A 22,406-nucleotide genomic window follows, 5' to 3' on the forward strand; every position below is an offset into this window, starting at 1 on the left:
GCTGGAAGGAACTTTTATCCTAGCACGCCGATTCGAGGCTTACCGCCAGCGTGCACGCGTGGCGACGCCTCGCAGGCGGCGTGCCTGGCATCCTTCCTGAGCGCTGCCGTCGGGCCGCAGCGCCGGTTTCAGCGCTCCAGCAGCGACACCACTTCATCGAGCGACGGCGAATGCGCGCCCTTGTGCCGGCACGCGGCCGCGCCCGCCGCGAGGGCGAACGCGAGGTGCTCGGGCCACGAACGTTGCGGAGCTGTCATGAGGCTGAACAGCAGGCCGCCGATAGAAGCATCGCCCGCGCCTACCGTATCCGCCACTTCGACGCGCGGCGGGTTGGCTTCGAACGTCGTGCCGGCTGCTGTGCCTTCGGTGCCTTGCGCGCCGGGCACGAACAGCGTCGCCTTCTCCGCTCCACGCGTGACAAGCAGCGTGGCCGCGGGGTTCATCTCGCGCAGCGTCGCGATGGCGGCGGCTTCGTCGTCGGTCTTGAAGAGCAGCCGCAGGTCTTCGTCCGACACCTTGATGAGGTCCGCGAGCGCGGCCATTCTGCGCAGCGTCGGCTCGTAGCCGTGCTCCATCAGGTTGCGGTAGTTCGGGTCGAAGCTGATCTTCACGCCGCGTGCGTGCAGTTGTGCCGCGAGCGTGGCGAGCGTTTCGCCGAGCGGCTGGCGCACAAGGCTGATGCAGCCGAAGTGCGCCCACTTCACCTGCGCCATCCAGCCCTCGGGCAGACGCGCGGGGTCGAAGGCGAGGTCAGCGCTGTTCTCGCCCATGAAGAAGTACGCGGGCGGATGCGTGCGATGCACGATGGCGAGCAGCGGCGGGCGCTCCACGCGCTGCATGAAACGCATGTCGAGACCCGCGACGACGCTCGCGTTCCAGAGTTCGTCAGAGAAGCAGTCGGTGCCGAGCGAGCCCGCGCACGCCGTGGGCAGGCCGAGCCGCGCGACGGCGCGCGCCACGTTCCAGCCCGCGCCGCCGGGACGCGAGAGCCAGTGCGATTCGTGGTCTTCGCCGGTGCGCACGAGGTCGGTGAGGATGTCGCCCGCGGATACGAAGACGGGCAGGCCCGCTGCGGTGCCTTGCGGCGCGTGGGTGGGTGCCGGAGTGTTCATCGTGCTGATCCTGTGCGACGGGGCGCCGGGTGCGCCGCGCGCGTGCGGGCCGCTGCGCGGCTGGCGCCGTTCTTGTTTGCGCGCGGGGTTTCGTCTTTCTTCGCTTTGCTGCGGGCCGCGTTTTCCGAAGCGACGTGGGTACCTGGTTTCGAGCCGACTTTCGAGGTGCTGCCCGAAGTCCGTTGCGGCTTGGCGCGCAGTGCGGAGGCGCTCTTGCCGTTATGTTTGCCGTTGCGCTTTCCGTTACCTGCGGCTGCGCCTTTGCCCGTGGCGGCAGCGGCCCTGCCGTTGGCCTCGTTCGCGCCGCCTGCCGCGTCCGCCGCCATGGCTGTGCCGTCCATCAGCGCGTTCAGCACCTCGTAGCACGCGCCCATCGTGTGATAGTCGGTCTTGCCGGCCGGGCTCTTCTCGTCGCTGTATTTGCGGTTGTCGCAGGTGAGGATGCGGTACCACGCGCCATAGCGATGGTCGACGAAGTGCGTCCAGCTATAGCGCCAGATCTCGTCGTACCAGTCCCAGAAGCGTTCGTTGCCCGTGCGCTTCGCGAGCAGCGCGGCGGCCGCGAAGGTCTCCGCCTGCACCCAGAAATACTTGTCGTGATCGCAGACCGTGCCGTCCGGGCCGAAGCCGTAATAGAGGCCGCCGTGGTTGTCGTCCCAGGCGTGCGCCATGGCGGCGTCGAAGAGTTCGATGGCACGCGGCGCGAGCCACGGCAGCGGACGGTGCCGCTCGAGAATCAGCAGCAGCTTCGCCCACTCGGTTTGGTGCCCTGGCTGAAAGCCCCAGGGGCGGAAGATGTTCGAACTGTCTTCCTCGTTGTAATGCCAGTCCACGGACCAGTCCGCGTGAAAGTGCTCCCACACGAGCCCGTGCGAGAGCTTGGCCTGACGCAGCGTGATGTTCGACGCCACGCGTTCGGCGCGGTCCAGATAGACGAGGTGGCCGGTGGCTTCGTACGCGGTGAGCAGCGCCTCGGTGGTGTGCATGTTCGCGTTCTGGCCGCGGTAGCTCGACACGCGCCAGTCGGCCGTGGCTTCGTCGGCGTAGAGGCCGGCCGCGCCGTCCCAGAAGCGGCGCTCCATGAGCTCGAAGGTGGCGCCGATCATCGGCCGCGCTTCTTCGATACCCGCCATCGCCGCGTGCGCGCACGCGAGCAGCACGAAGGCGAGGCCATAACAGTGGCGTGTGCCGTCCAGCGTGCGCCGCCGGCCGTCGCGCCACTCGATCTCCCAGTCGTAGCCTTCGTGCTGCGCGTCCCAGTGGGCCTCGCGCAGAAAGCGCAGGCCGTGGCGCGCGTAGTCGAGGTAGAGCGGGTCGCCGAACTGGCGGTACGCCATCGCGTAGTTGAAGACGAAACGGCAACTGCTCACGAGGTGCCGCGAGCTCGCGTTGTAGACCGAGCCGTCGTCGCGGAAATAGTGGAAGAAGCCGCCGCTTTCGTCGAACACGTTCGGCGCGTAGAAGCGCAGCGTGTCTTCGACGTGCGAGAGCAGGAAGCGGCGGTCGCGAAAGCTTTCGACGGGCGGCACGCCGGCCGGCGTGGTTGCGGCTGCCGTGGCCGCCGCTGCGGGGGCGAGCGGAGCGTGCGGCGCGCGAGCGGCGGCGGCCCGCTTCGTGGCGCCCGTGCCGGGCGATCGTGGTTGCGTCATGGCTGTCTCCCCAAGGTGCTGGCGCGGGTTATCAGTTGAACGGGCAGGCGGATTTCGGTCTCGCCGGGGGTGTCTTCGAGCAGCAGTGCCACGCCGCGGCGCCCGAGCGCTTCCTTGTCTACGGCCACTGTGGTGAGCGGCGGACTGGCGTGCGCGGCGCCCGGAATGTCGTCGAAGCCGACGATGGCGATGTCCTCAGGCACCCGCAGTCCGTTGGCGAGGCACACGCGCATGGCGGCGAGCGCGGCTGCGTCGTTGTAGGCGAACACGGCGTCGGGCCGCGCGGACGCCGGTGCGTCGAGCAGCCGACGCATGGCGAGCGCGGCGCCGGCGTCGGGGTCGAGCCCGGCGTCGATGTTCACTTCAAGCGACGGATCGAACAGCAGCCCCGCCTCGAAGAACGCGCGCCGGTAGCCGAGCGCGCGCTGCGCGATGCTGAAGTGCGCGAGCGACCCGCCGATGAACGCAATGCGCTTGTGGCCCTGCTGGAACAGATGGCGCATGGCGAGCCCGGCGCCCGCGGCGTTGTCGAGATTCACCGAGCGCAGCCCGGGCGCCCAGAGATCGATCAACACGAGCGGGCGTTGCATGGCGGTGAGGGTGGCGAGCGTTTCGGGCTCGACGAAACCGGCTACCGCGATGGCGTCCGGCGCATGCAGACGGAGTTGCTGCACGACGTCTTCGGTGGGGCCGGCGGTGAGCAGCGACGGCACGATGCCGCGTTCGCGGCACGCGTCTTCCACGCCGTGCAGCACGTGCGAGAAGAACGGGCTCGCAGCGAAGTTGTTGTGCTGACGATGCAGCAGAAAGGTGAGCCGGCGAATGCGTGGACGCAACTGCGCGGCGTCGTAGCCGAGACTGCGCGCGACCTCGATCACGCGGGTACGCGTGGCGTCGGAGAGGCCGGGCTGGTTCTTCAGCGCTCGCGAAACGGTGCCGATCGACACGCTGGCCGCGCGAGCGACATCGCGGATGGTTGTCCCCATGGGTTCGTGGCGGCAGCGCGAGAGGCTTGACCGCGGGCGTTTTGAGTTCGGACGATTGTATAGTAAAAGCCCGCCTGAGAAGCCTTGTTTAGCCGTGTGAGATACGCGTAAATACCCGTATAAAAAGGGATGAAAGCTGTTTATTTTTGTTTAGTAAAAATCGCTAAACAGGGGGCGGCGCGGGCGAAAGGGGAAGGCACCGACGGTTCAGCGACGAGCAGCCCGACCGGGCTGACCGGGCTGGTCAGGTGGGGCGTGATGAGGCTGGAGGAGGGCGTTTAGGCGGAGAAGCGTTTAGGCATGAAGGCGTGCCAGGCTGGGCGGGATCGGCTTGCATGGGCAAGACCCTCCGCTGCTCGGGTCACCGCGGCATGACGACCTTCAGCCTGAAGAGCCCGCTCAGCCGCGCGCCGCAGCGTCGGCGTATCCGGCCGGCTCACATGGCGGCCAAGCGGGCAGGCGAGCTTGACGATTTACGGGTGGCGGGCGCCGACACCAGGAGCGTTGCGCGAACCGCCCGCCTCCTTCACCGCGCCGTCGAATCGGCGCAAGAAGCCCGCGCGGTGCTGCGCGATGCGGCGTGCGAACTCCCCGTCTCCGCCTTGCCCCGTCCGCCGCCTTCGGCAGCATGCGGCGTCTCGGGACGTCCGCGCAGCTGTGCCGCGCTCTCGCTCGCATCCACCAGCACGAAGCCCGAGGACTCGTGCTTCGCCCGGCGTTTCGCGAGCGCGGCCACCGACGCGATCTCGTCGCTGCTGTACTTCGCGCCGCCGCCCGACTCGATGCGCACGCCGCCAATCGCCATCGTGACGAAGCCGAAGAAGGTCGGGTTGCCGCGCCGGTCCTCGCCGTGGATGCCGCCCGCCAGGCGGTCGGCCGGCGCGTAGAAGCGTTGCGCGCCTTCGTTGAAGAGGCGGATGGCGCGCATTGCGCGGTCGTGCCAGTCGTCGCTCTGGAACAGGATCAGGAAATCGTCGCCGCCCACGTGGCCGAGGAAGTCGCGCGTCGGGTCGCACACGTCCGCCAGCACGGCGGCGGCGAACTTCAGCACCTCGTCGCCTTGCCAGTAGCCGTACTGGTCGTTGAACGGCTTGAAGTGGTTCAGATCGACGTAGCACGCGTAGAAGCCCGCGTCGTGGCTCAACAGCCGCTCGATGTGCGAACTGATGGGAATGTTGCCGGGCAGGAAGGTGAGCGGATTCGCGTAGCGCGCCGCTTCGATGCGCACCTCCGTGACCGCGCGCACGAGGTTCTCGCCGGTGCCGAGGCCCGCGTAGCGGCCGTTGTCGGTGATCACGAAGCCGTCTGCCAGGTAGCGCTGGTCGTCGCTTGCGAGGAGCTTGGCCATCTGCTCGACCGTCATCGACTTTTCGATCACCACCGGCGACGCGTTCGCAAACTGCAGGCACGGCTTCTTGCCGAACAGCTCGCGGTGATACGGCAGCGCGTAGCGGTCCATGAAGGCGCGGCGGTTGATGAGCGCGATGGGCACGTCGTGTTCCACCACGGCCACGGCGTGCAGGTCGGGCAGGCGGTTGAAGAGTTCGAGCACGTCGTTGTTGGTGGCCTGGCGCGGCACCGCGGGCGCCTGCACCAGCATCCGCGCCGAGGCCATGCTGCCCGAGGGCGACGCCGGCGCGTTGCGCGTGGTCTCGGGAAACACCGCGATATGCCCGGCGCCGATCGCATTGCGCGCCTCTTCGGCCACCGCCAGCGCCGGTCGCGTGGCCGGGCGGCCGAAGAAATAGCCCTGGCCGCAGCCAATGCCCATGTCGCGCAGCACGATCAGATCCGCTTCGTTTTCGATGCCTTCGGCCACGAGGCGCGCCCCGCTCGCGTTCGCGAAGTGCTGCATGGCGCGCACGGCTTCGAACTTGAGCGGATCGCTCGCAATTTCGTGGATGAAGAAGCGGTCGATCTTCACCACGTCCGGCTGCAGGCGCACCCACAGGTTCATGCTCGCGTTCGCGGTGCCGTAGTCGTCCAGCGCGAACTGCGCGCCCATGGCGCGCAGCGACGCCACCACGGGCAGGAAGTCGCTCAGGTCGGCAATCGCGCTCTGTTCCGTGAGTTCGATCACGACGCGGTTCGTATCGAGCCCTCGCTGACGCAGCAGCGCAAAGGCCGGCTCGCCGGTTTCCATCAACTGACGGATGGCGCCCGCGCTGAAGTTGAGGAACAGCTTGCCTTCGCAGGCGAACTGCGCGAAGGCCTCGATGCAGGTGAGGGCGGCGGCCTGCTCGAGCGCCATCGTGCGGCCCTCGGCGGCGGCCTGCGCGAAGAGCCGGAACGGCGATTCCAGCGGCGTGCCGGCCGGCCCGCGAATCAAACCTTCATAGCCGACGATGGAGCCGCCGTCGAAGTCGATGATCGGCTGGAACACGGCGGACAGCTCGCGCCGCGCGATCAGGTCTTCGATGCACGGTGCAACGGGTTGCGATGGCGCGCGAGGTGACATGGACGGACAGCCGGGGCTAGCGATGGTCGCCTTAACGGCTGCCTGAGGCGGGAATTGAATGAATTTTTAGTGACGTACTGCACCGGGGTGGTGCCGGGTAGCGGCGCCGCCTTTATGCGCAACGCATTGCGGGTCTGCCATTTTTTTTGCGGCGGGGCCGTGTGGTTCCGGTGGTGGCTCGCATGACGCGGTGCCTGGCCATCCGGCCAGGCAGACGCGCGGCGGCATTTTGCGTGGAATAGCGGGAAGCCGTGCAGGGCGGCCGGCGGTCACCCACAGCCAAGGGGGCCCGCCCGGGACTTACCCCGGAATCACGTCAAGGAACGCCATGAATGCCTTATTTGCTGCTGGAAGTCGCTTCGCGACGGCCCATCGTCGCGGGATCGCGCGCAGGCCGGGGAACGGCACGCGATTCGTCGCCCGCTTGGGTTTCCATCCGGCGCGCGCCCCAGCGCTGCGCAAGCGCCGCGCACACCATCAGCTGGATCTGGTGGAACAACATGAGCGGCAGCACCACCGCCCCCACGGCGTTGGAGGCGAAGATCACCTTCGCCATTGGTACCCCAGCCGCGAGGCTCTTCTTCGACCCGCAAAAGATGATCGTGATCTGGTCCGGTCGCGAGAAGCCAAGCCGCTTGCTCGTGAACATCGTGATGGCGAGTGCAAGGGCGAGCAGCACCGCGTTCACCACCACGAGGCCGGCCAGCGCGCCCACCGAAAGGTGGTGCCAAAGGCCTTCGTTCACTGCCTCGCTGAAGGCGCCGTACACCACGAGCAGGATCGAGCCTTGATCGACGAACTTGAGCACGCCGCGGTTGCGCTCGATCCAGTCGCCAATCACAGGCCGCAGCACTTGCCCGGCCAGAAACGGCACCAGCAGTTGCAGCACGATGTTGCCCACCGTGTGCCACGCCGAAGTACCGCCCGCCGCCTGGTTGGTGACGAGCAGGCTCACCAGCGCCGGGGTGACGAAGATGCCGATCAGGCTGGAAGCCGAGGCGCTGCACACGGCGGCCGGCACGTTGCCTTTGGCAATCGACGTGAACGCAATGGAAGACTGGACGGTGGACGGCAGCGTGCAGAGAAACAGGACGCCGGCATACAGCGCAGGCGTGACAAGTGGCGAAAGGAGCGGCTTAAGCGCGATGCCGAGGAGCGGGAACAGGACGAAAGTGCTCGCGAGTACGAGCAGATGCAGGCGCCAGTGCGTGGCACCCGCCACGATCGCTTCGCGCGATAGCTTGGCGCCGTGCAGGAAAAACAGCAGCCCCACGGCAATGTTGGTGAGCCAGTTGAACGGCACCGAGGCTTCGCCGTGCACGGGCAGAAGGCTTGCAAGAATCACGGTGCCGACGAGGCACAGCGTGAAGTTGTCGGGGAGGAATTTTGGACGGGCCATCGGAAATCTCGGAGCGCGAGAGCGTAGGAACGGCTGCCGCGGGCGCGCATTGCGGCAATGCAATATCGAAATGGAAGTATCTATTGTCGGTGCGTTTCGATTAAAAAAGCAAATTCATTTGCCGAATTCATTAATGAAGTTATTGCATGGAACGTGCCCGTGTCGGAGTCATAGGAGGGCGTAAAACGTGACGTGTTTTTGCAACTGTGGGCGGCACTTTGGCGTAAGTCCAGGATCCGCGAGAGGGCGTCAAATCACGCGCAAAAAGGGCGCGGAAGACGCAAAAACCGTGCAGTAACACGTGGTTACAACCCTGCCCGGGGCATAACACTTTTTGGCTCGACACCTCTTACGCTCGACCCATAAATTACTGCTCAAAGGTCGCGAGGCGCGCCCGGCGGAAACAGTTACTCACCGTGCATAGCGCCTCGAACAGGTCCGACGCACCCGGTACGCGGCCGCGGGAAGGATGGTCGGGCAGGGCAGGCAACACATGTACGCAGGGCTGGCAAGAACGGGACGATGGATGGCAGGCGCGCTGCTCGCCGCCGCAGTCGCGTTCGCGCACGCCAGGCCCGAAGGCGGCGGCCCGCCGCACGGTTCGCACGGGTTCCAAGGCGGCGGCTTCAGTGCCCGCATTGCCGCCGCACCCCACGGCGGCGGTCGCGAAGGTCGCCAGGGTCACGCGGCGCGGGCGCACGCCGGCCGCTATGGCAATCCGGGCGGCACGCCGTTGCGCGTCGCCGCCGGGCCCGATGTCTACCGGCCGGGCAATGGCGGCAACGCCCCGTACCCCGGCGCCATCACGCCGATCAGCACCGAAGCTCGACCCGTGCCTCACCCGCCCGCCAATTCCCCCGTGCGCGCGGGCTCCATCCGCGAAGACGTCGCTCGTTACAACGAGGAGCGCAGCACGTACCGGCCGCTTCCTCGCCAGGCAGAAGAAGGGCTGCGTCAGCCGATGCCCTCGCCGTATCGCAACTAGCGAACTTTCGTCGTTAGCTGCCGTTCCCCCTGCCGTTCTCTCCGCGCTTGTCCAGGTCGCGGGACCTGACGCTTCCTTACCACACTTTTTTGAAAATTCCCTGCGCCGGAATGTCTGGCGCAATCCAATCCCTGACAATTCGGCGCCGGATGTGGTGCGGCCGTATCCGTCGCCAGTGAGCATGTGCTGCCCTGCGCCGCGCCTTGCCTGGCAAGGATTCTCGCGGCCGCCCATACATCGCGCATTGCCGCGTAGTCACAACCGTCAACGGTCTAGCAGCAAGGGACACACCAAAGCTAATCAAGCACGTATACCGGCAATAAGCCCCGATATTTTTGTCCACAAAAATGGTCCGCAAAGATGGTCCCGCCCGCATCTGGCCCGACGCCTCCAACGGACCCACAACAAACGGCTTGCGCGAGCAACACGCCGCCCAGCCGTACAGCCTTTCGGCCTTTCAGGCCCTTTGACAAAGACAGGAGATTCTATGAAGACAACCGTCAGCCGTGCGCTGAACACTACGCTCAAGACGAGCGCCGTCGCCGCGTTGCTGGCCTGCGCATCGTCGGCATTCGCGCAATCGAGCGTGCAGCTTTACGGCCAGGTCGACGAATGGGTCGGCGCCACGAAATTTCCCGGCAGTCAGCGCGCCTGGAATGTGTCCGGCGGCGGCATGTCGACGTCCTACTGGGGCCTGAAGGGTGCTGAGGACCTGGGTGGCGGTTACAAGGCGATCTTCACGCTGGAAAGCTTCTTCCGCGCGCAGAACGGCCAGTACGGCCGCTTCCAGGGCGACACGTTCTTCGCCCGTAACTCGTACGTCGGCATCGAGTCGCCTTACGGCACCGTCACGGCGGGCCGTCTCACGACGCACCTGTTCGTCTCGACGATTCTGTTCAACCCGTTCATCGATTCGTACACCTTCTCGCCGATGGTGTATCACGTGTTCCTCGGCCTCGGCACGTTCCCCACCTACACGACGGACCAGGGCGTAATAGGCGACTCCGGCTGGAACAACGCCGTGCAGTACGCAACGCCGGACTTCAACGGTCTTTCGGGCGCCGCCATGTACGCGCTCGGCAACAGCGCCGACCACAACGGTTCGAAGAAGTGGAGCGGCCAGGTGCTTTACTTCCACGGTCCGTTCGCTGCGACCGCGGTCTATCAGTACGTGAATTTCAACGACAGCCCCACCGACCTGAACAGCCTCGTCACCGGCCTGAAGAGCCAGAGCGTGGCGCAGCTCGGCCTGTCGTACGACCTCAAATACGTGAAGCTGTTCGGCCAGTACATGTACACGAAGAACGACCAGAACGTCGGCAGCTGGCACGTGAATACGGCGCAGGGCGGCGTGAGCGCGCCGCTCGGCACGGGCACGGCCATGGCGTCGTACGCGTACTCGCGCGACGGCGGCGGCCTCGACCAGACGCGCCAGACGTGGGCCGTAGGCTACGACTATCCGCTGTCGAAGCGCACCGACGTGTACGCGGCCTACATGTACGACCACATCAGCAACCAGTCGTCGGGGGATACCTTCGGCGTCGGCATGCGCGCGAAGTTCTGACCACGGCGGCAGGCGGGGGCGACGCGTCGGCCGGGCCGGGCGGCAGGACAACCCGGCGGGTCGACGCAGCGCCTGCCGCTCTATGCGCTGCGCGACGGTTTCGCGCTCGCGCAGCCAACTCCCACGTCCGCTACTACGAAGTTCGCCCCCAATTCGCGCTACCCATTCGCGCGGCCCATCGCGGTTCGCGTGCATGGGGGCTTCTTCTTTCACCACGCTGCTCCTGCACGTTGCGCCTTTCCGTCGAGGTCGGCGCTCCTCGCGCGTCGGCCTACGCCGCTCAACATGAGCGCCCCGCCTTACCCTTTGCTCACTTCCATTTGATAAAACGCGCACAATGGCACCGATTGATTCTTCCGGTGAGTGATTGCGATGGATACCCTCGTCAGCATGAAAGTGTTCCGCCACGTCGTGGAGACGGGCAGCTTCGTCGGCGCGGCCGCGCGGGCCGAGATGTCGCCGGCGATGGCGAGCAAGCACGTCATGCATCTGGAGCAGCAGCTTGGCGCGCGGCTCCTGAACCGCACCACGCGGCGCGTTGCGCCCACCGAAGCGGGACGCGAGTATTACGAGCGGCTCTCGCAAGCGCTCGGTGAAATCGAGGAGGCCGCGCAGGCGGTCAGCGCCGCGAGCGTGGTGCCGCAAGGACGACTGCGCGTAACGTGTCTCTCGGCGTTCGGCCTGCGCCACATCATGAGCGCGGCCGCCGACTACGCCGCGCAGTACCCGAAGGTCACCGTCGATATCCAGTTGTCGGACCGCGTCGTCGAGCTGATCGACGAAGGTTTCGACGTGGCCGTGCGGGCATCGCCATCCGGCCTGAAGTCGTCTTCGCTGATCGCGCGGCAGATTGCGACCGCACACATCCTGCTCTGTGCGTCGCCCGACTATCTGGCGCGGCACGGCACGCCGAAGACGCTCGACGACCTCACGCGCCACAACTTCATCCACTACGCGGACGTGTCGGCGCAGGAACTCACGCTCTCGTCCATGGCGGGCGGCTCGCGCGTGCGGCTTGCGGGCAACATGGTGGTCAATCATCTGGAAGCGCAGCGCGTGGTGACGCTGCACGGTGCGGGCGTCGCGCTGCTGGGCACCGAGGTGATCGGCGACGACATCGCCGCCGGCCGTCTCGTGCCGATTCTGGTCGATGTGGCGCCGCCGCGCGAGCTGCCCATCCACGTGGTGTATGCGAGCCGCCGCTACCTGTCGGCGAAGGTGCGCTCCTTCGTCGATTTCATGGCCCAGCGCTTCGCCGGGCAAGGGCTGTGGCCGACGCTCGAACAGATTCGCGCCGCCGCGGCGAGTTGAGAAGGGGCGGCGAAAGCGCATCCGTTTTCGCGAAGGCAGCGGCAAAGCAGCCCGGCAAAGGGGCGACCGGCAAAGGGGCGACCGGCAAAGGGGGGGCGGCAAAGGGGGGGCGGCAAAGGAGCCCGGCAGAGGGGCCGGCAACGGGGCCGCCGGAAGCGGGAAAGCCAGCCGGAAAAGCCGGATCGCAACGCCAAGGCTGACCATGTCGTTTGTCTATACTGGGCAGACAACCCGAACCCGTAGAACGACCCGGGGGAGACATGACCGACCTTTCCACGCCGCAGCGCGCCGGCGGCCACAAGCCGCTGCGCTCGCCGCTTCCGGTTCGCCGTTTGCGCTTCGTGACGGCCGCCGCGCTGTTCGACGGCCACGACGCGTCCATCAACATCATGCGCCGCATCCTTCAGGCGAGCGGCGTCGAGGTCATTCACCTCGGCCATAACCGTTCGGTGGACGAAGTCGCTACCGCCGCGCTCGAAGAAGACGCCGACGCCGTGGCCGTGTCGAGCTACCAGGGCGGGCACGTCGAATACTTTCGCTATCTCGTCGACCTGCTGCGTGAACGCGGCGGCGAACGCATCAAGGTGTTCGGCGGCGGGGGCGGCGTGATCGTGCCTGAGGAAATCGCGGCGCTGGAGCGCTACGGCGTGGCGCGCATCTACTCGCCGCAGGACGGCCAGCGGCTGGGCCTGCAAGGCATGATCGACGACATGATTGCGCGCTGCAGTGAGGCCGCGATGTCGCGCGATGATCCTGCTGCGGACTCACGCGACGATGCCGCGAGCCCGCACGGCGACGCGCAGAGCCTACGGGCCGACACCCTCGCTTTACCGGCCGACCCCACGCCGGTTTTCCGTCAACTCGCCGTGCTCATTTCCGCGCTCGAAACCGGCCAGGCCGGCGTGCCGCTGCGTGCCGAACTGGCTGCGCGCGCGGCCGCGCGGCGCGTGCCCGTGCTCGGCGTGACGGGCACGGGCGGCGCGGGCAAATCGTCGCTCACGGACGAAATCGTGCGGCGCTTCCGCCTCGACTTCGACGACGCACTCACCATCGCCGTGCTCGCCGTGGACCCGTCGCGCCGCAAGTCCGGCGGCGCGCTGCTGGGCGACCGCATCCGTATGAACGCGATCGGCAACTGGGGGCGCGGCGCGCGCGTGTTCATGCGCTCGCTCGCCACGCGCGAAGCGTCGAGCGAAATTTCGGATGCGTTGCCCGACGCCATCGCTGCCTGCAAGGCCGCGGGTTTCGATCTGGTCGTCGTGGAGACCTCCGGCATTGGCCAGGGCGACGCGGCCATCGTGCCGCTCGCCGATCAGTCGCTCTACGTCATGACGCCCGAATTCGGCGCGGCGAGCCAGCTTGAAAAGATCGACATGCTCGACTTCGCCGACGTGGTCGCCATCAACAAGTTCGACCGCCGCGGCGCGGCCGACGCATTGCGCGACGTCGCCAAGCAGGTGCAGCGCAACCGCGGCTTCACGGCGGCGCCCGATGCGATGCCGGTGTTCGGCACAGTGGCGTCGCGTTTCAACGACGACGGCGTGACGGCGCTCTATCAGCACATCGCGCGCGCACTGCGTGAACACGGACTGCGCGAGGGCGGCGGCACGCTGCCGGCGCTCGACGGCCAGCGTCATTCGAGCGGCCTGCACGCCATCGTGCCGCCCGCGCGCGTGCGGTATCTGAGCGAAATTGCCGAGACGGTGCGCGCGTATCGGCAGCGCGTCGTCGCGCAGTCGCAACTGGCGCGTGAACGCTGGCAGCTGACGGAGACGCGCCGCATGTTGGCGTCGTGCGTAAGCGACGAGGCCAACGTCACGAAGGCGCCCGATACAAAAGCGGCCGCCACGCCAGGCGAACGAATCGATGCGCTTATCGCCGAACGCGAAGCACAACTCGGCGAGCGCGAAAAGGCGCTGCTCGACGCGTGGCCGCAAACCGTGGCGGCGTACTCGGGCGAAGAACACGTCGTGAAAGTACGCGACCGCGAGATCCGCACGGCGCTCACCGTCACGACGCTCTCCGGCACGACGATGCGCAAGATTTCGCTGCCGAAATTCGCGGACCCTGGCGAGACGCTGCGTTGGTTGATGCTCGAAAACCTGCCCGGCCATTTTCCATTCACGGGCGGCGTGTTTGCGTTCAAGCGCGAAAACGAAGACCCCACGCGCATGTTCGCGGGCGAGGGCGACCCGATGCGCACGAACCGCCGCTTCAAGCTGCTCGCCGAGGGCATGCCCGCGAAGCGCCTGTCCACCGCGTTCGACTCGGTCACGCTCTACGGCGAAGAGCCCGACGAGCGGCCCGACATCTACGGCAAGATCGGCAACTCGGGCGTCTCGGTGGCGACGCTCGACGACATGAACGCGCTCTACGACGGCTTCGACCTGTGCGCGCCGGACACATCGGTTTCGATGACCATCAACGGACCCGCGCCCGCCATTCTCGCGATGTTTTTCAACGTGGCCATCGACCAGCAGATCGAACGGCTGCGTGCGCGCACAGCAACCGAAGGCCGCGAACCGACGGCCGAAGAAATCGACGCAGCACGCCGGCACGCGTTGCACAACGTGCGCGGCACCGTGCAAGCCGACATCCTCAAGGAAGACCAGGGGCAGAACACCTGCATCTTCTCGACGGAATTCAGCCTCAAGGTGATGGGCGACATCCAGGCCTGGTTCGTCGATCAAGGCGTGCGCAACTTCTATTCGGTCTCGATCTCCGGGTATCACATCGCTGAGGCCGGCGCGAACCCCATCTCGCAACTCGCCTACACGCTGGCAAACGGCTTCACGTACGTGGAGGCGTATCTCGCGCGCGGCATGCACATCGATGCATTCGCGCCGAATCTGTCGTTCTTCTTCTCGAACGGCATGGACCCCGAGTACACCGTGCTCGGCCGCGTGGCACGCCGCATCTGGGCGCTCGCGATGCGTGAGCGTTACGGCGCGAACGAGCGCAGCCAGAAGCTCAAGTATCACGTGCAGACCTCGGGGCGCAGCCTGCACGCGCAGGAAATCGACTTCAACGATATCCGCACCACGTTGCAGGCGCTCATCGCGATCTACGACAACTGCAATTCGCTGCACACGAACGCGTTCGACGAAGCCATCACCACGCCCACGGAAGAATCCGTGCGGCGCGCGCTCGCCATCCAGCTCATCATCAATCGCGAATGGGGGCTCGCGAAGAGCCAGAACCCGAACCAGGGCAGCTTCGTGATCGAGGAACTGACGGACCTCGTGGAGGCCGCGGTGCTCGCGGAGTTCGACCGCCTCACCGAGCGCGGCGGCGTGCTGGGCGCCATGGAGACCGGTTATCAGCGCGGACGCATTCAGGACGAGTCGCTGCTTTACGAGCATCGCAAGCACGACGGGTCGTATCCGATCGTGGGCGTGAACACGTTCGTGAATCCGCATGCGCACGAGGCGCCGGCCACGCTCACGCTCGCACGGTCGACGGAAGACGAGAAGCGCAGCCAGCTCGTGCGGCTGCGCAGCTTCCAGGCACGTCATCGCGACGACGCACCGCCCGCGCTGGCGCGCCTCAAGCAGGCCGTCATGGACGACGCGAACGTATTCGAGGTACTGATGGACGCGGTGCGCGTCTGCTCGCTCGGGCAGATCACGCACGCGCTATTCGAGGTGGGCGGGCAGTATCGGCGGAATATGTGAGGGCGCGAACGACTGTGCGAACGCGCCCGGTTATGAGCGGGCGACGCTGACGGGCAGCGTCAGTGCCAACGCAACCTCAGCGCGCAATGCCCAGCCGCGCCTTCGTCTCGTCGTATTCCTTCTTGAGTCGTGCGACGAGTTCGGCCACCGTGGGAACGTCGTCCATCAGGCCCACGCCCTGGCCTGCGCCCCAGATGTCTTTCCACGCCTTCGCCTTGTCGCTGCCGAAGTTCATGCGCGACTTGTCCGACTCGGGCAGCGCGTCCGGATCGAGCCCGGCGTTCACGATGCTTTCGCGGATGTAGTTGCCGTGCACGCCGGTGAAGAGGTTCGTGTAGATGATGTCCGCGGCGTTCGCCTTGATGATGGCGCGCTTGTAGTCGTCCACCGCGTGCGCTTCCTGCGTCGCGATGAAGCGCGTGCCCATGTAGGCGAGATCCGCACCCATCGCCTGCGCCGCGAGAATCGACCCGCCGTTCGCGATGGCGCCCGAAAGCACGATGGGCCCGTCGAACACGCGGCGCACTTCACCGACGAGAGCGAACGGCGACATCGTGCCCGCATGCCCGCCGGCACCCGCGGCAACCAGAATGAGACCGTCCACGCCGGCTTCGAGCGCTTTGCTCGCGTGCCGCATGTTGATCACGTCGTGCAGCACGATGCCGCCGTAGCTGTGCACGGCGTCCACGATTTCCTTGGCCGGCGCCCGCAGGCTCGTAATGAAGATGGGCACCTTGTGCTCCACGCACACGCGAATGTCCTGTTCGAGCCGCACATTCGACTGATGCACGATCTGATTCACGGCAACGGGACCGATCACGGCGTCCGGGTGCGCAGCCTTGTGCGCCGCGAGCTGCTGCTGGATCTGCGTGAGCCATTCGTCGAGCAATTCCGCGGGCCGCGCATTGAGCGCGGGAAACGAACCGACGATGCCAGCCTTGCATTGCGCGAGCACGAGTTCGGGATAGCTGACGATGAACATCGGCGAAGCGACGACAGGCAGCGCAAGGTTTTGCAGGACGGCGGGCAAGGCCATGGCGAGAGTCTCCTGAGTGACGGCCGCGTGAGAGTGGCAAGCGGCTCGGCGATATGAGTGTAGCGGTGAAGCAGAGCGGTGCAGAGTGCACCGCGCGTCCCATCATGTGGGTCGTTTTAGAGAACGATCGTTCGATTATAGGCGATGCATCTGCCTTGCACGACGGGCCTCGTACTGGAAGGAGTGTTCGGGTTCTACGGATTGCGTGCGCCATCCCACCTCGAAGGTACCCATCCGCGTTCTACAATTCGCGAACCAGACCAACAACGACAAGAGACGACTATGTCCTTCGAGGCGTTCACACCCTTTCACGTGACGACTGCGACAAGCGGTGTCGATATTTTCGGGGTGAAGGGCGGGGCAGGTCCGCCCTTGCTGCTGCTTCACGGCCATCCGCAAACGCACATGATCTGGCATCGGTGCGTAGCAGCGCTGGCGCGGCACTTCACGGTGATTGCCACCGATCTGCGCGGCTATGGCGCGTCGGCCAAGCCCGCGAGCGACGAGCGGCACACGCCGTACTCGAAACGCGCGATGGCCGCCGACCAGGTCGAGGTGATGCGTCACTTCGGCTTCGAGCGTTTTCTCGTCTGCGCCCACGACCGCGGCGCACGGGTGGCGCACCGCATGGCGCTCGATCATCCCGGCGCCGTGGAGCGGCTGATGCTACTCGACATCGCGCCCACGCTCGCCATGTACGAGGCCACCGACCGCACCTTCGCCACGCTCTACTTCCACTGGTTCTTCCTGATCCAGCCCGAGCCGTTGCCGGAGACGCTCATCGGCGCGAATCCCGATGTCTACGTGGAGCGCGTGATGGGTGGCCGCCATGCGGGTCTCGCGCCGTTCGCGCCGCAGGCGCTCGACGCGTACCGCAGCGCGCTGCGCCAGCCCGGCGCCGTGCATGCGATGTGCGAGGACTACCGCGCCTCCGCGACCATCGACCTGGAACACGATCGCGCCGACATCGAACGCGGCAACAAGGTGGCGTGTCCGCTGCGCGTGCTGTGGGGCGAGAAGGGCGTGGTGGGCCGCTGCTTCGATCCACTCGAAGAATGGCGCAAGGTGGCCCGCGACGTGAGCGGCCGCGCGCTGCCATGCGGTCACTACATTCCAGAAGAGGCGGCGGAGCCGCTGGTCGACGAGATGCTTTCCTTCTTCGAGGCGCTGGACCGCTGACGCGTCCTTGGGGGCCCGGGGGCCAGGCATTAGCGTGAACAGGCCCTGGCGCTCACCTACGACACGCGCGTTGCTGAATCACGGCAACGGCGGCAGCCGCCTTGCCACGGGCGTGGACTTCACGATGGCCGTGCTCGTTTCGGCGCGCTCGGTCACCTTCGCGAGAATCTCGTCGAGCTGATCGATGGAGTGCAAATAGAGCCGCGCGATGAAGCAGTCGTCGCCGGTGACCTTGTCGCATTCCACGAACTCGGGAATTCGCCGGATCACTTCTTCCACCAGGTGCAGCTGTCCCGGCAGCGGCTTCACGCGCACGATGGCCTGCAAGGTGTAGCCCAGCGCGCGCGGATTGAGGCTCACCGTGAAGCCTTCGATCACGCCCTGCGCTTCGAGCCGCCGCAGACGTTCGGTGGTGCTCGGCGCTGAAAGTCCGATGCGGCGCGCGAGTTCGCTCACGGGCTGACGCGCGTCCTCAGCGAGGGCGGCGATGAGTGTGCGATCCGTTTCGTCCAGCGTGACGGGCGCCGGACGTGCGGCAGGCGATGCAAGGCGTTTATTCATGATGGCCTTCGATTCATAGGCGAACGGGCATTCAAGCCTCAATTTCAGCATATCTCTCGCGAGCCCGAATCTCTACACTGAATCGCAACTTCGTGTTGTCGACAAAGGAGAGTGACTGGCATGGCTTCAAGCGAAATCCGCCGCGGCGCCGCCGAGATGACCGTTGCGATGCTGATGTCGGGATCGATCGGCTGGCTCGTGGTGTCGTCGCAGCAATCCGCGCTCAACGTCGTGTTTCTACGCTGCGTGTTCGGCAGCGCCACACTCGCATTGATTTGCGCCGCGCTGGGGCTGTTGAAACGCGCGCTGCTGTCATGGCGGGTCGTCGGGCTCGCGGTGCTTGGCGCCATCGCCATCGTGCTCAACTGGGTGCTGCTGTTCGCCGCGTATTCGCGTGCGTCGATCTCGATGGCCACGGCCGTCTACAACACGCAGCCGTTCATGCTCGTGGCGCTGGGCGCGGTCGTGTTTCGTGAACGCATTACCACGTCCACAGTAGTGTGGCTGCTAGTGGCGTTCGTGGGTCTCATCTTCGTCGTGAAGGTGGAACCCGCTGTGCTCGCCGTGCCGGGGCAATACCTGCAAGGCGTTGCGCTCGCGGTGGGCGCAGCGTTCCTCTATGCGGTGTCGTCGATCATCACGAAGCACTTGAAGGGCACGCCGCCGCATCTCATCGCACTCGTGCAACTCGCGTTCGGCGCGGTGGCGCTGGCGCCGCTCGCGCGCTTCGACGCGATGCCGGTGACGGCAGTGCATTGGGCCCAACTCGTCACGCTCGGTGTGGTGAACACCGGCGTGATGTACGTGCTGCTCTACGGCGCCATCCAGAAGCTGCCCACGGCGATGACGGGTGCGTTGTCGTTTATCTATCCCGTGGTCGCCATCGTGGTGGACCGCGTGGCGTTCGGGCAGCGCCTCGCATGGATTCAACTGGTAGGCGCCGTGCTGATTCTGCTCGCGGCGGCGGGTGTGAATCTGGGCTGGCGCGTGGTGCCGCAGCGGCGCGGGCGTCGGCGTGAAGCGGAGTCTGCCGCCTGCAATGCGTCTGTAGGCCGCCGTTAAGCCTGCGTCAAAATTCTGTAGGGAAATCACCGATGCGGGGCCCAAGGGGCGCCGGTATGATGCGTGGGACGCTGATCACGTCGAAAATTGCGCCGTTCGCTGTCCGCTGAAAGTGTTCACTTTAGGGCCTGCGAGCGGCTTTCTTTTTGATGCGGCGGCTGGATGGTTTCGATGGCCGCCCTCACCGTTCCCGCTTTTTCTCGCTTCACTCCCCCCTTCCGGCCTGCCTGATTGCGCGCGTTGAGGCTTCATACCGACGCGTGCGGTGCCGTGATGCGTTCGCCCTCCACCACCAGCGCACCGCTTTTCGCGAGATCTTCGAGCACGTTGCGCATGAGCACGGGCCACGCGTTGCGCGGTGCGAGCATGGCGGCCGCTGCGCCGATGATCTGCGCGTCGTCGAGCATCTCGAGCAGTGCCGCAAACGTCGTTTCCCGCAGTTCGAGCAGCTTGAACACGGTCAGCACTTTCAGTGCATTTTTTGCGTTGCGCGTGGGATCGGCCCGCAGCCACGCCAGACGCGAAAATGCGCGGCCCAGCGCCTCGTGTACGTTCGCGAACGGTGCGCCGTGTCCCGGCACCACCACGGCAACGTCCAGCTTCGCGATGGCTTCGAGCACGGCCTGCTGCTCGGCAAAGCCTTCGTCGCTTTCGCCGCGCTCATGGGTTTCACCACCCAGCGCCGGAAAAATCACGCCGAAGCCGTTCTCCCATAGCGCGTCTGCGCTGATCAGTACGCGTTCGCTCGCGCAGTAAAGCATGACCGAATGCGGATCGTGACCCGGCGCGCCGAGCACCTCCCACCGCAGGCCGCCCAGCACGAGCGCTGTACCGGGCGCGAAGGTGCCCGTGAAAGCGAAGCGCTCGCAGGTCTGCGCGGTGCCGCGGAAGGTCAGACGGTGTTCGTCCCAGGCCCTGACTGCTTCGGCTTCGGCGGTGGGAATCAGCGTGTCGCAGGTCCATTCGGCTTGCAGCCGCGCGTTGCCGCCGCAATGGTCCGAATGCAGATGCGTGTTCACGATGAGATCGAGCGGACGTGCGCCCAGCGCGTGTCGCACGAGTTCGACGGTCTGTGCCGCATGCGTCGCGTAACCCGTATCGACGATGGCGGTGCGCGCGTCGTCCACGAACAGCACATTGTTGGACGAGAGCCAGCCGCGTTCGAAGACGCGCATGGAAGCGGGCAGGCGCGGCGTGATGGTGTTCAAGAGCGACTCACGCAGCGGTGGCGATAGAAGCCGATGTCGCCGGCTTCGGCATCACGAGAATCGTCGCCTTGCCCACGACGACCGTTTCGCCGCGCTGGTTCGCGACGCTGCCTTCCAGTTGCACGAGGTCGCCGTTGAGGCTGGGCTTCCACCAGGCGTCGCGCACGCGCCACGTCATGACGAGCGTGTCGCCTGCATGCGCGGCGCGCTTGAGCTTGACGTCGAACTCCAGGCCGAGCGGCTGTGCGTACTGCGAGAAGTGCGTCGCGAGCAGCGCCATGAAGTGCGCCGTGGGCTGCGTGCCCGATGCGATGAGCCCGCCGAAGCGGCTTTGCGCGGCGTACGCGTCGTCGTGATGCAACGGGTTGCGGTCGTCCACGAGCGTGGCGAACGACTTGATCGACTCCGCGCTGAGCGCGAGCGTGCACGTGCACGTTTCGCCAATGGTCACGACACGCGGCGGCGCGTTCATGGCGAGCCGACGAGTTGTGCGTGGCGCCGTTCGATGGTGTCCCACACGGCGCGTTTCGCGGCATCGTCGAGCGACGACCAGCCGGCGATTTCGTCGATGGTGCGCAGGCACCCTTCGCACCATCCGGTGGCCGCGCTCATCTTGCAGACGTTGATGCACGGCGACGGCACGGGCGTGCGGTCCTGCGCACGCAGCGGCAGCGTGTGGTCTTGCGATGCGCTCATCAGGACGCGTCGCGCAGCGCGACGTCCACGACGGGCGCGCCGGTCAACGCGATCAGTTCGTCGGGTGAGAGGTTGAACACCGCGTGCGGATGCCCCGCGGCGGCCCACAGGCTTGCGAGTTCGAGCAGGTCCGCGTCGATCAGTGTGACGGGCGGCACGGCGTGCCCGATCGGACAGACGCCGCCAATCGCGTAGCCCGTTTTCTCGCGCACGAACTTCGCGTCCGCACGCCCCACGGCGCCCACGTGCGCCGCCACCTTCTTTTCGTCCACGCGATTCGCACCGCTCGCGATGACGAGCACCGGCGCGTCGTCTTCCACGCGGCGAAACAGGATCGACTTCGCGATCTGTGCGACCGAGCAGCCGAGTCCCGCCGCCGCTTCCGCCGACGTCTTGCCGGTCTCGGGCAGCATGACCACGGGCTTCGCGTGACCGCGCTCGCGCAGCAGCAGCGCGACGCGCCGCGCGGAGTCGGGCAGGGTGGCGAGGTTGTCCTGGTTCTCTTGCGTATCGGGTGCGATGTTTTCCGTCATGTCGGTGTTTCCGTTCGTGTTCATGTGCAGCGGTCTTCGGGCGAGCTTCGCGGTTACACGCAACGGGCCGCAGCGTCGCGCGCTTTCGCGAGCAGCGCCTTGCCGGCACGCGAAACGTTCGCGCGGCCAATGGCCGTCGAGATGAAATCGCCCGCGACCACCACCTGATCGAGGTCGATGCCGGTGCGAATGCCGAGGCCATTCATGAGGTACAGCACGTCTTCGGTCGCGACGTTGCCCGTGGCGCCCTTCGCATACGGGCAGCCGCCCAGACCCGCCACGGACGCGTGAAAGATCTCGATGCCTTCCAGCAGCGCCGCGTAGATGTTGGCGAGCGCCTGGCCATACGTATCGTGAAAGTGGCCCGACAGACGTTCGCGCGCAAACACCTTCGTCACGGCCTCATAGACCTCGCGCGTGCGCTTCGGCGTGCCGACGCCGATGGTGTCCGCGATGTCGATCTCGTCGCAGCCCAATGCCGCGAAGCGCTCCACCACGTCCACCACGGAGGCCACCGGCACCTCGCCCTGATACGGGCAACCGAGCGCGCACGACACGCTGCCGCGCAGCCGCATGCCGTGCGCCTTGGCGGCGTGCGCAACCGGCGCGAAGCGCTCGATGCTCTCGGCAATGCTGCAGTTGATGTTCTTCTGCGAGAACGCTTCGCTCGCGGCGCCGAAGATGACGATCTCGTCGGCGTTCGCGACCTGTGCGCCTTCGAAGCCGCGCATGTTCGGCGTGAGTACCGAATAGATCGCGCCCGCGCGGCGCTCGATGCCGGCCATCACTTCCGCGCCGTCGGCCATCTGCGGCACCCATTTCGGCGAGACGAACGACGCGGCCTCGATGTTCGGAAAGCCCGCCGCCGAAAGCCGGTTGATGAGTTCGATCTTGATCGCGGTGGGCACGAAGTCCTTCTCGTTCTGCAAGCCGTCGCGCGGCCCCACCTCAACAATCTTCACTGCTGCTGGCAATGCCATGTGTGTCTCCTGC

The 22,406-nt window shown here is 66.3% G+C and carries 18 protein-coding genes; 6 read left to right on the forward strand and 12 right to left on the reverse strand.

Annotation, left to right across the window (positions count from 1 at the left end; genetic code table 11):
• Positions 1-128: 128 nt before the first annotated feature.
• The 5 genes from P2869_RS00725 to P2869_RS00745 all read right to left on the reverse strand — a co-directional run bounded on the left by P2869_RS00725 (position 129) and on the right by P2869_RS00745 (position 7,604).
• Entirely contained in the window at positions 129-1,112 is a 984-nt protein-coding gene (locus P2869_RS00725; RefSeq protein ID WP_277597194.1) for a carbohydrate kinase, read from the reverse strand.
• On the reverse strand, positions 1,109-2,761 hold the full coding sequence (locus P2869_RS00730; RefSeq protein WP_277597195.1) for an AGE family epimerase/isomerase: 1,653 nt from the start codon (positions 2,759-2,761) through the stop codon (positions 1,109-1,111). Before P2869_RS00730 ends, P2869_RS00725 begins: the two co-directional genes overlap by 4 nt.
• Positions 2,758-3,747 carry a LacI family DNA-binding transcriptional regulator gene (locus tag P2869_RS00735; RefSeq protein ID WP_199542872.1) on the reverse strand — a complete coding sequence of 330 codons (990 nt, stop codon included), beginning with the start codon at positions 3,745-3,747 and terminating at the stop codon, positions 2,758-2,760. Before P2869_RS00735 ends, P2869_RS00730 begins: the two co-directional genes overlap by 4 nt.
• A 526-nt stretch (positions 3,748-4,273) precedes the next feature.
• Positions 4,274-6,205, reverse strand: a complete 1,932-nt coding sequence (locus P2869_RS00740; RefSeq protein WP_017772510.1) for a phosphodiesterase — start codon at positions 6,203-6,205, stop codon at positions 4,274-4,276.
• Between the two features lie 337 nt (positions 6,206-6,542).
• On the reverse strand, positions 6,543-7,604 hold the full coding sequence (locus P2869_RS00745; RefSeq protein WP_277597196.1) for a bile acid:sodium symporter family protein: 1,062 nt from the start codon (positions 7,602-7,604) through the stop codon (positions 6,543-6,545).
• Between the two features lie 526 nt (positions 7,605-8,130).
• Between P2869_RS00745 and P2869_RS00750 the strand changes: the two genes are divergently transcribed.
• The 4 genes from P2869_RS00750 (at position 8,131) to icmF (ending at position 15,138) form a co-directional block, all read left to right on the forward strand.
• Positions 8,131-8,589: a hypothetical protein gene (locus P2869_RS00750; protein WP_017772512.1), complete on the forward strand. Its 459-nt coding sequence runs from the start codon at positions 8,131-8,133 to the stop codon at positions 8,587-8,589.
• 487 nt (positions 8,590-9,076) lie between these two features.
• Positions 9,077-10,153 (forward strand): porin, encoded by a 1,077-nt coding sequence (locus P2869_RS00755; RefSeq protein ID WP_126879232.1) that lies wholly within the window; start codon positions 9,077-9,079, stop codon positions 10,151-10,153.
• Positions 10,154-10,525: 372 nt separating this feature from the next.
• Positions 10,526-11,464 carry a LysR family transcriptional regulator gene (locus tag P2869_RS00760; protein ID WP_017772514.1) on the forward strand — a complete coding sequence of 313 codons (939 nt, stop codon included), beginning with the start codon at positions 10,526-10,528 and terminating at the stop codon, positions 11,462-11,464.
• A 260-nt stretch (positions 11,465-11,724) separates the two neighbouring features.
• Positions 11,725-15,138, forward strand: a complete 3,414-nt coding sequence (gene icmF / locus P2869_RS00765; protein ID WP_277597197.1) for a fused isobutyryl-CoA mutase/GTPase IcmF — start codon at positions 11,725-11,727, stop codon at positions 15,136-15,138.
• Between the two features lie 76 nt (positions 15,139-15,214).
• Here icmF and P2869_RS00770 read toward each other — a convergent pair whose 3' ends face one another.
• On the reverse strand, positions 15,215-16,174 hold the full coding sequence (locus P2869_RS00770; protein WP_017772516.1) for a nitronate monooxygenase family protein: 960 nt from the start codon (positions 16,172-16,174) through the stop codon (positions 15,215-15,217).
• A 282-nt stretch (positions 16,175-16,456) separates the two neighbouring features.
• Here P2869_RS00770 and P2869_RS00775 point away from each other — a divergent pair, with 282 nt between their 5' ends.
• Complete coding sequence (locus P2869_RS00775) at positions 16,457-17,353, forward strand: alpha/beta hydrolase (RefSeq protein ID WP_017772517.1); 897 nt, start codon at positions 16,457-16,459, stop codon at positions 17,351-17,353.
• Between the two features lie 78 nt (positions 17,354-17,431).
• Here the strand turns inward: P2869_RS00775 and P2869_RS00780 are convergent, their stop codons facing one another.
• The gene (locus P2869_RS00780) at positions 17,432-17,914 is read right to left on the reverse strand and encodes an Lrp/AsnC family transcriptional regulator (protein WP_126879229.1); all 483 of its coding nucleotides are present in this window, start codon (positions 17,912-17,914) and stop codon (positions 17,432-17,434) included.
• 120 nt (positions 17,915-18,034) lie between these two features.
• On the opposite strand from P2869_RS00780, the gene P2869_RS00785 reads away from it, so the two are divergent.
• On the forward strand, positions 18,035-18,976 hold the full coding sequence (locus tag P2869_RS00785; protein WP_277597198.1) for a DMT family transporter: 942 nt from the start codon (positions 18,035-18,037) through the stop codon (positions 18,974-18,976).
• A 248-nt stretch (positions 18,977-19,224) separates the two neighbouring features.
• On the opposite strand, the gene P2869_RS00790 is transcribed toward P2869_RS00785, so the two are convergent.
• Genes P2869_RS00790 through P2869_RS00810 form a run of 5 tightly spaced genes read right to left on the reverse strand, consistent with a single transcriptional unit; the run spans position 19,225 to position 22,393 of the window.
• On the reverse strand, positions 19,225-20,151 hold the full coding sequence (locus tag P2869_RS00790; RefSeq protein ID WP_277598172.1) for an MBL fold metallo-hydrolase: 927 nt from the start codon (positions 20,149-20,151) through the stop codon (positions 19,225-19,227).
• A gap of 40 nt (positions 20,152-20,191) precedes the next feature.
• Entirely contained in the window at positions 20,192-20,656 is a 465-nt protein-coding gene (locus P2869_RS00795) for a MaoC family dehydratase (protein ID WP_199542851.1), read from the reverse strand.
• Positions 20,653-20,880 (reverse strand): DUF1289 domain-containing protein, encoded by a 228-nt coding sequence (locus tag P2869_RS00800; protein WP_277597199.1) that lies wholly within the window; start codon positions 20,878-20,880, stop codon positions 20,653-20,655. Before P2869_RS00800 ends, P2869_RS00795 begins: the two co-directional genes overlap by 4 nt.
• Positions 20,880-21,413: a YbaK/EbsC family protein gene (locus P2869_RS00805; protein ID WP_277598173.1), complete on the reverse strand. Its 534-nt coding sequence runs from the start codon at positions 21,411-21,413 to the stop codon at positions 20,880-20,882. Before P2869_RS00805 ends, P2869_RS00800 begins: the two co-directional genes overlap by 1 nt.
• 53 nt (positions 21,414-21,466) lie before the next feature.
• On the reverse strand, positions 21,467-22,393 hold the full coding sequence (locus P2869_RS00810) for a hydroxymethylglutaryl-CoA lyase (protein WP_277597200.1): 927 nt from the start codon (positions 22,391-22,393) through the stop codon (positions 21,467-21,469).
• Positions 22,394-22,406 lie beyond the last annotated feature (13 nt).

This window comes from Paraburkholderia sp. SUR17, assembly GCF_029536165.1.
Lineage (GTDB): Bacteria > Pseudomonadota > Gammaproteobacteria > Burkholderiales > Burkholderiaceae > Paraburkholderia > Paraburkholderia kururiensis.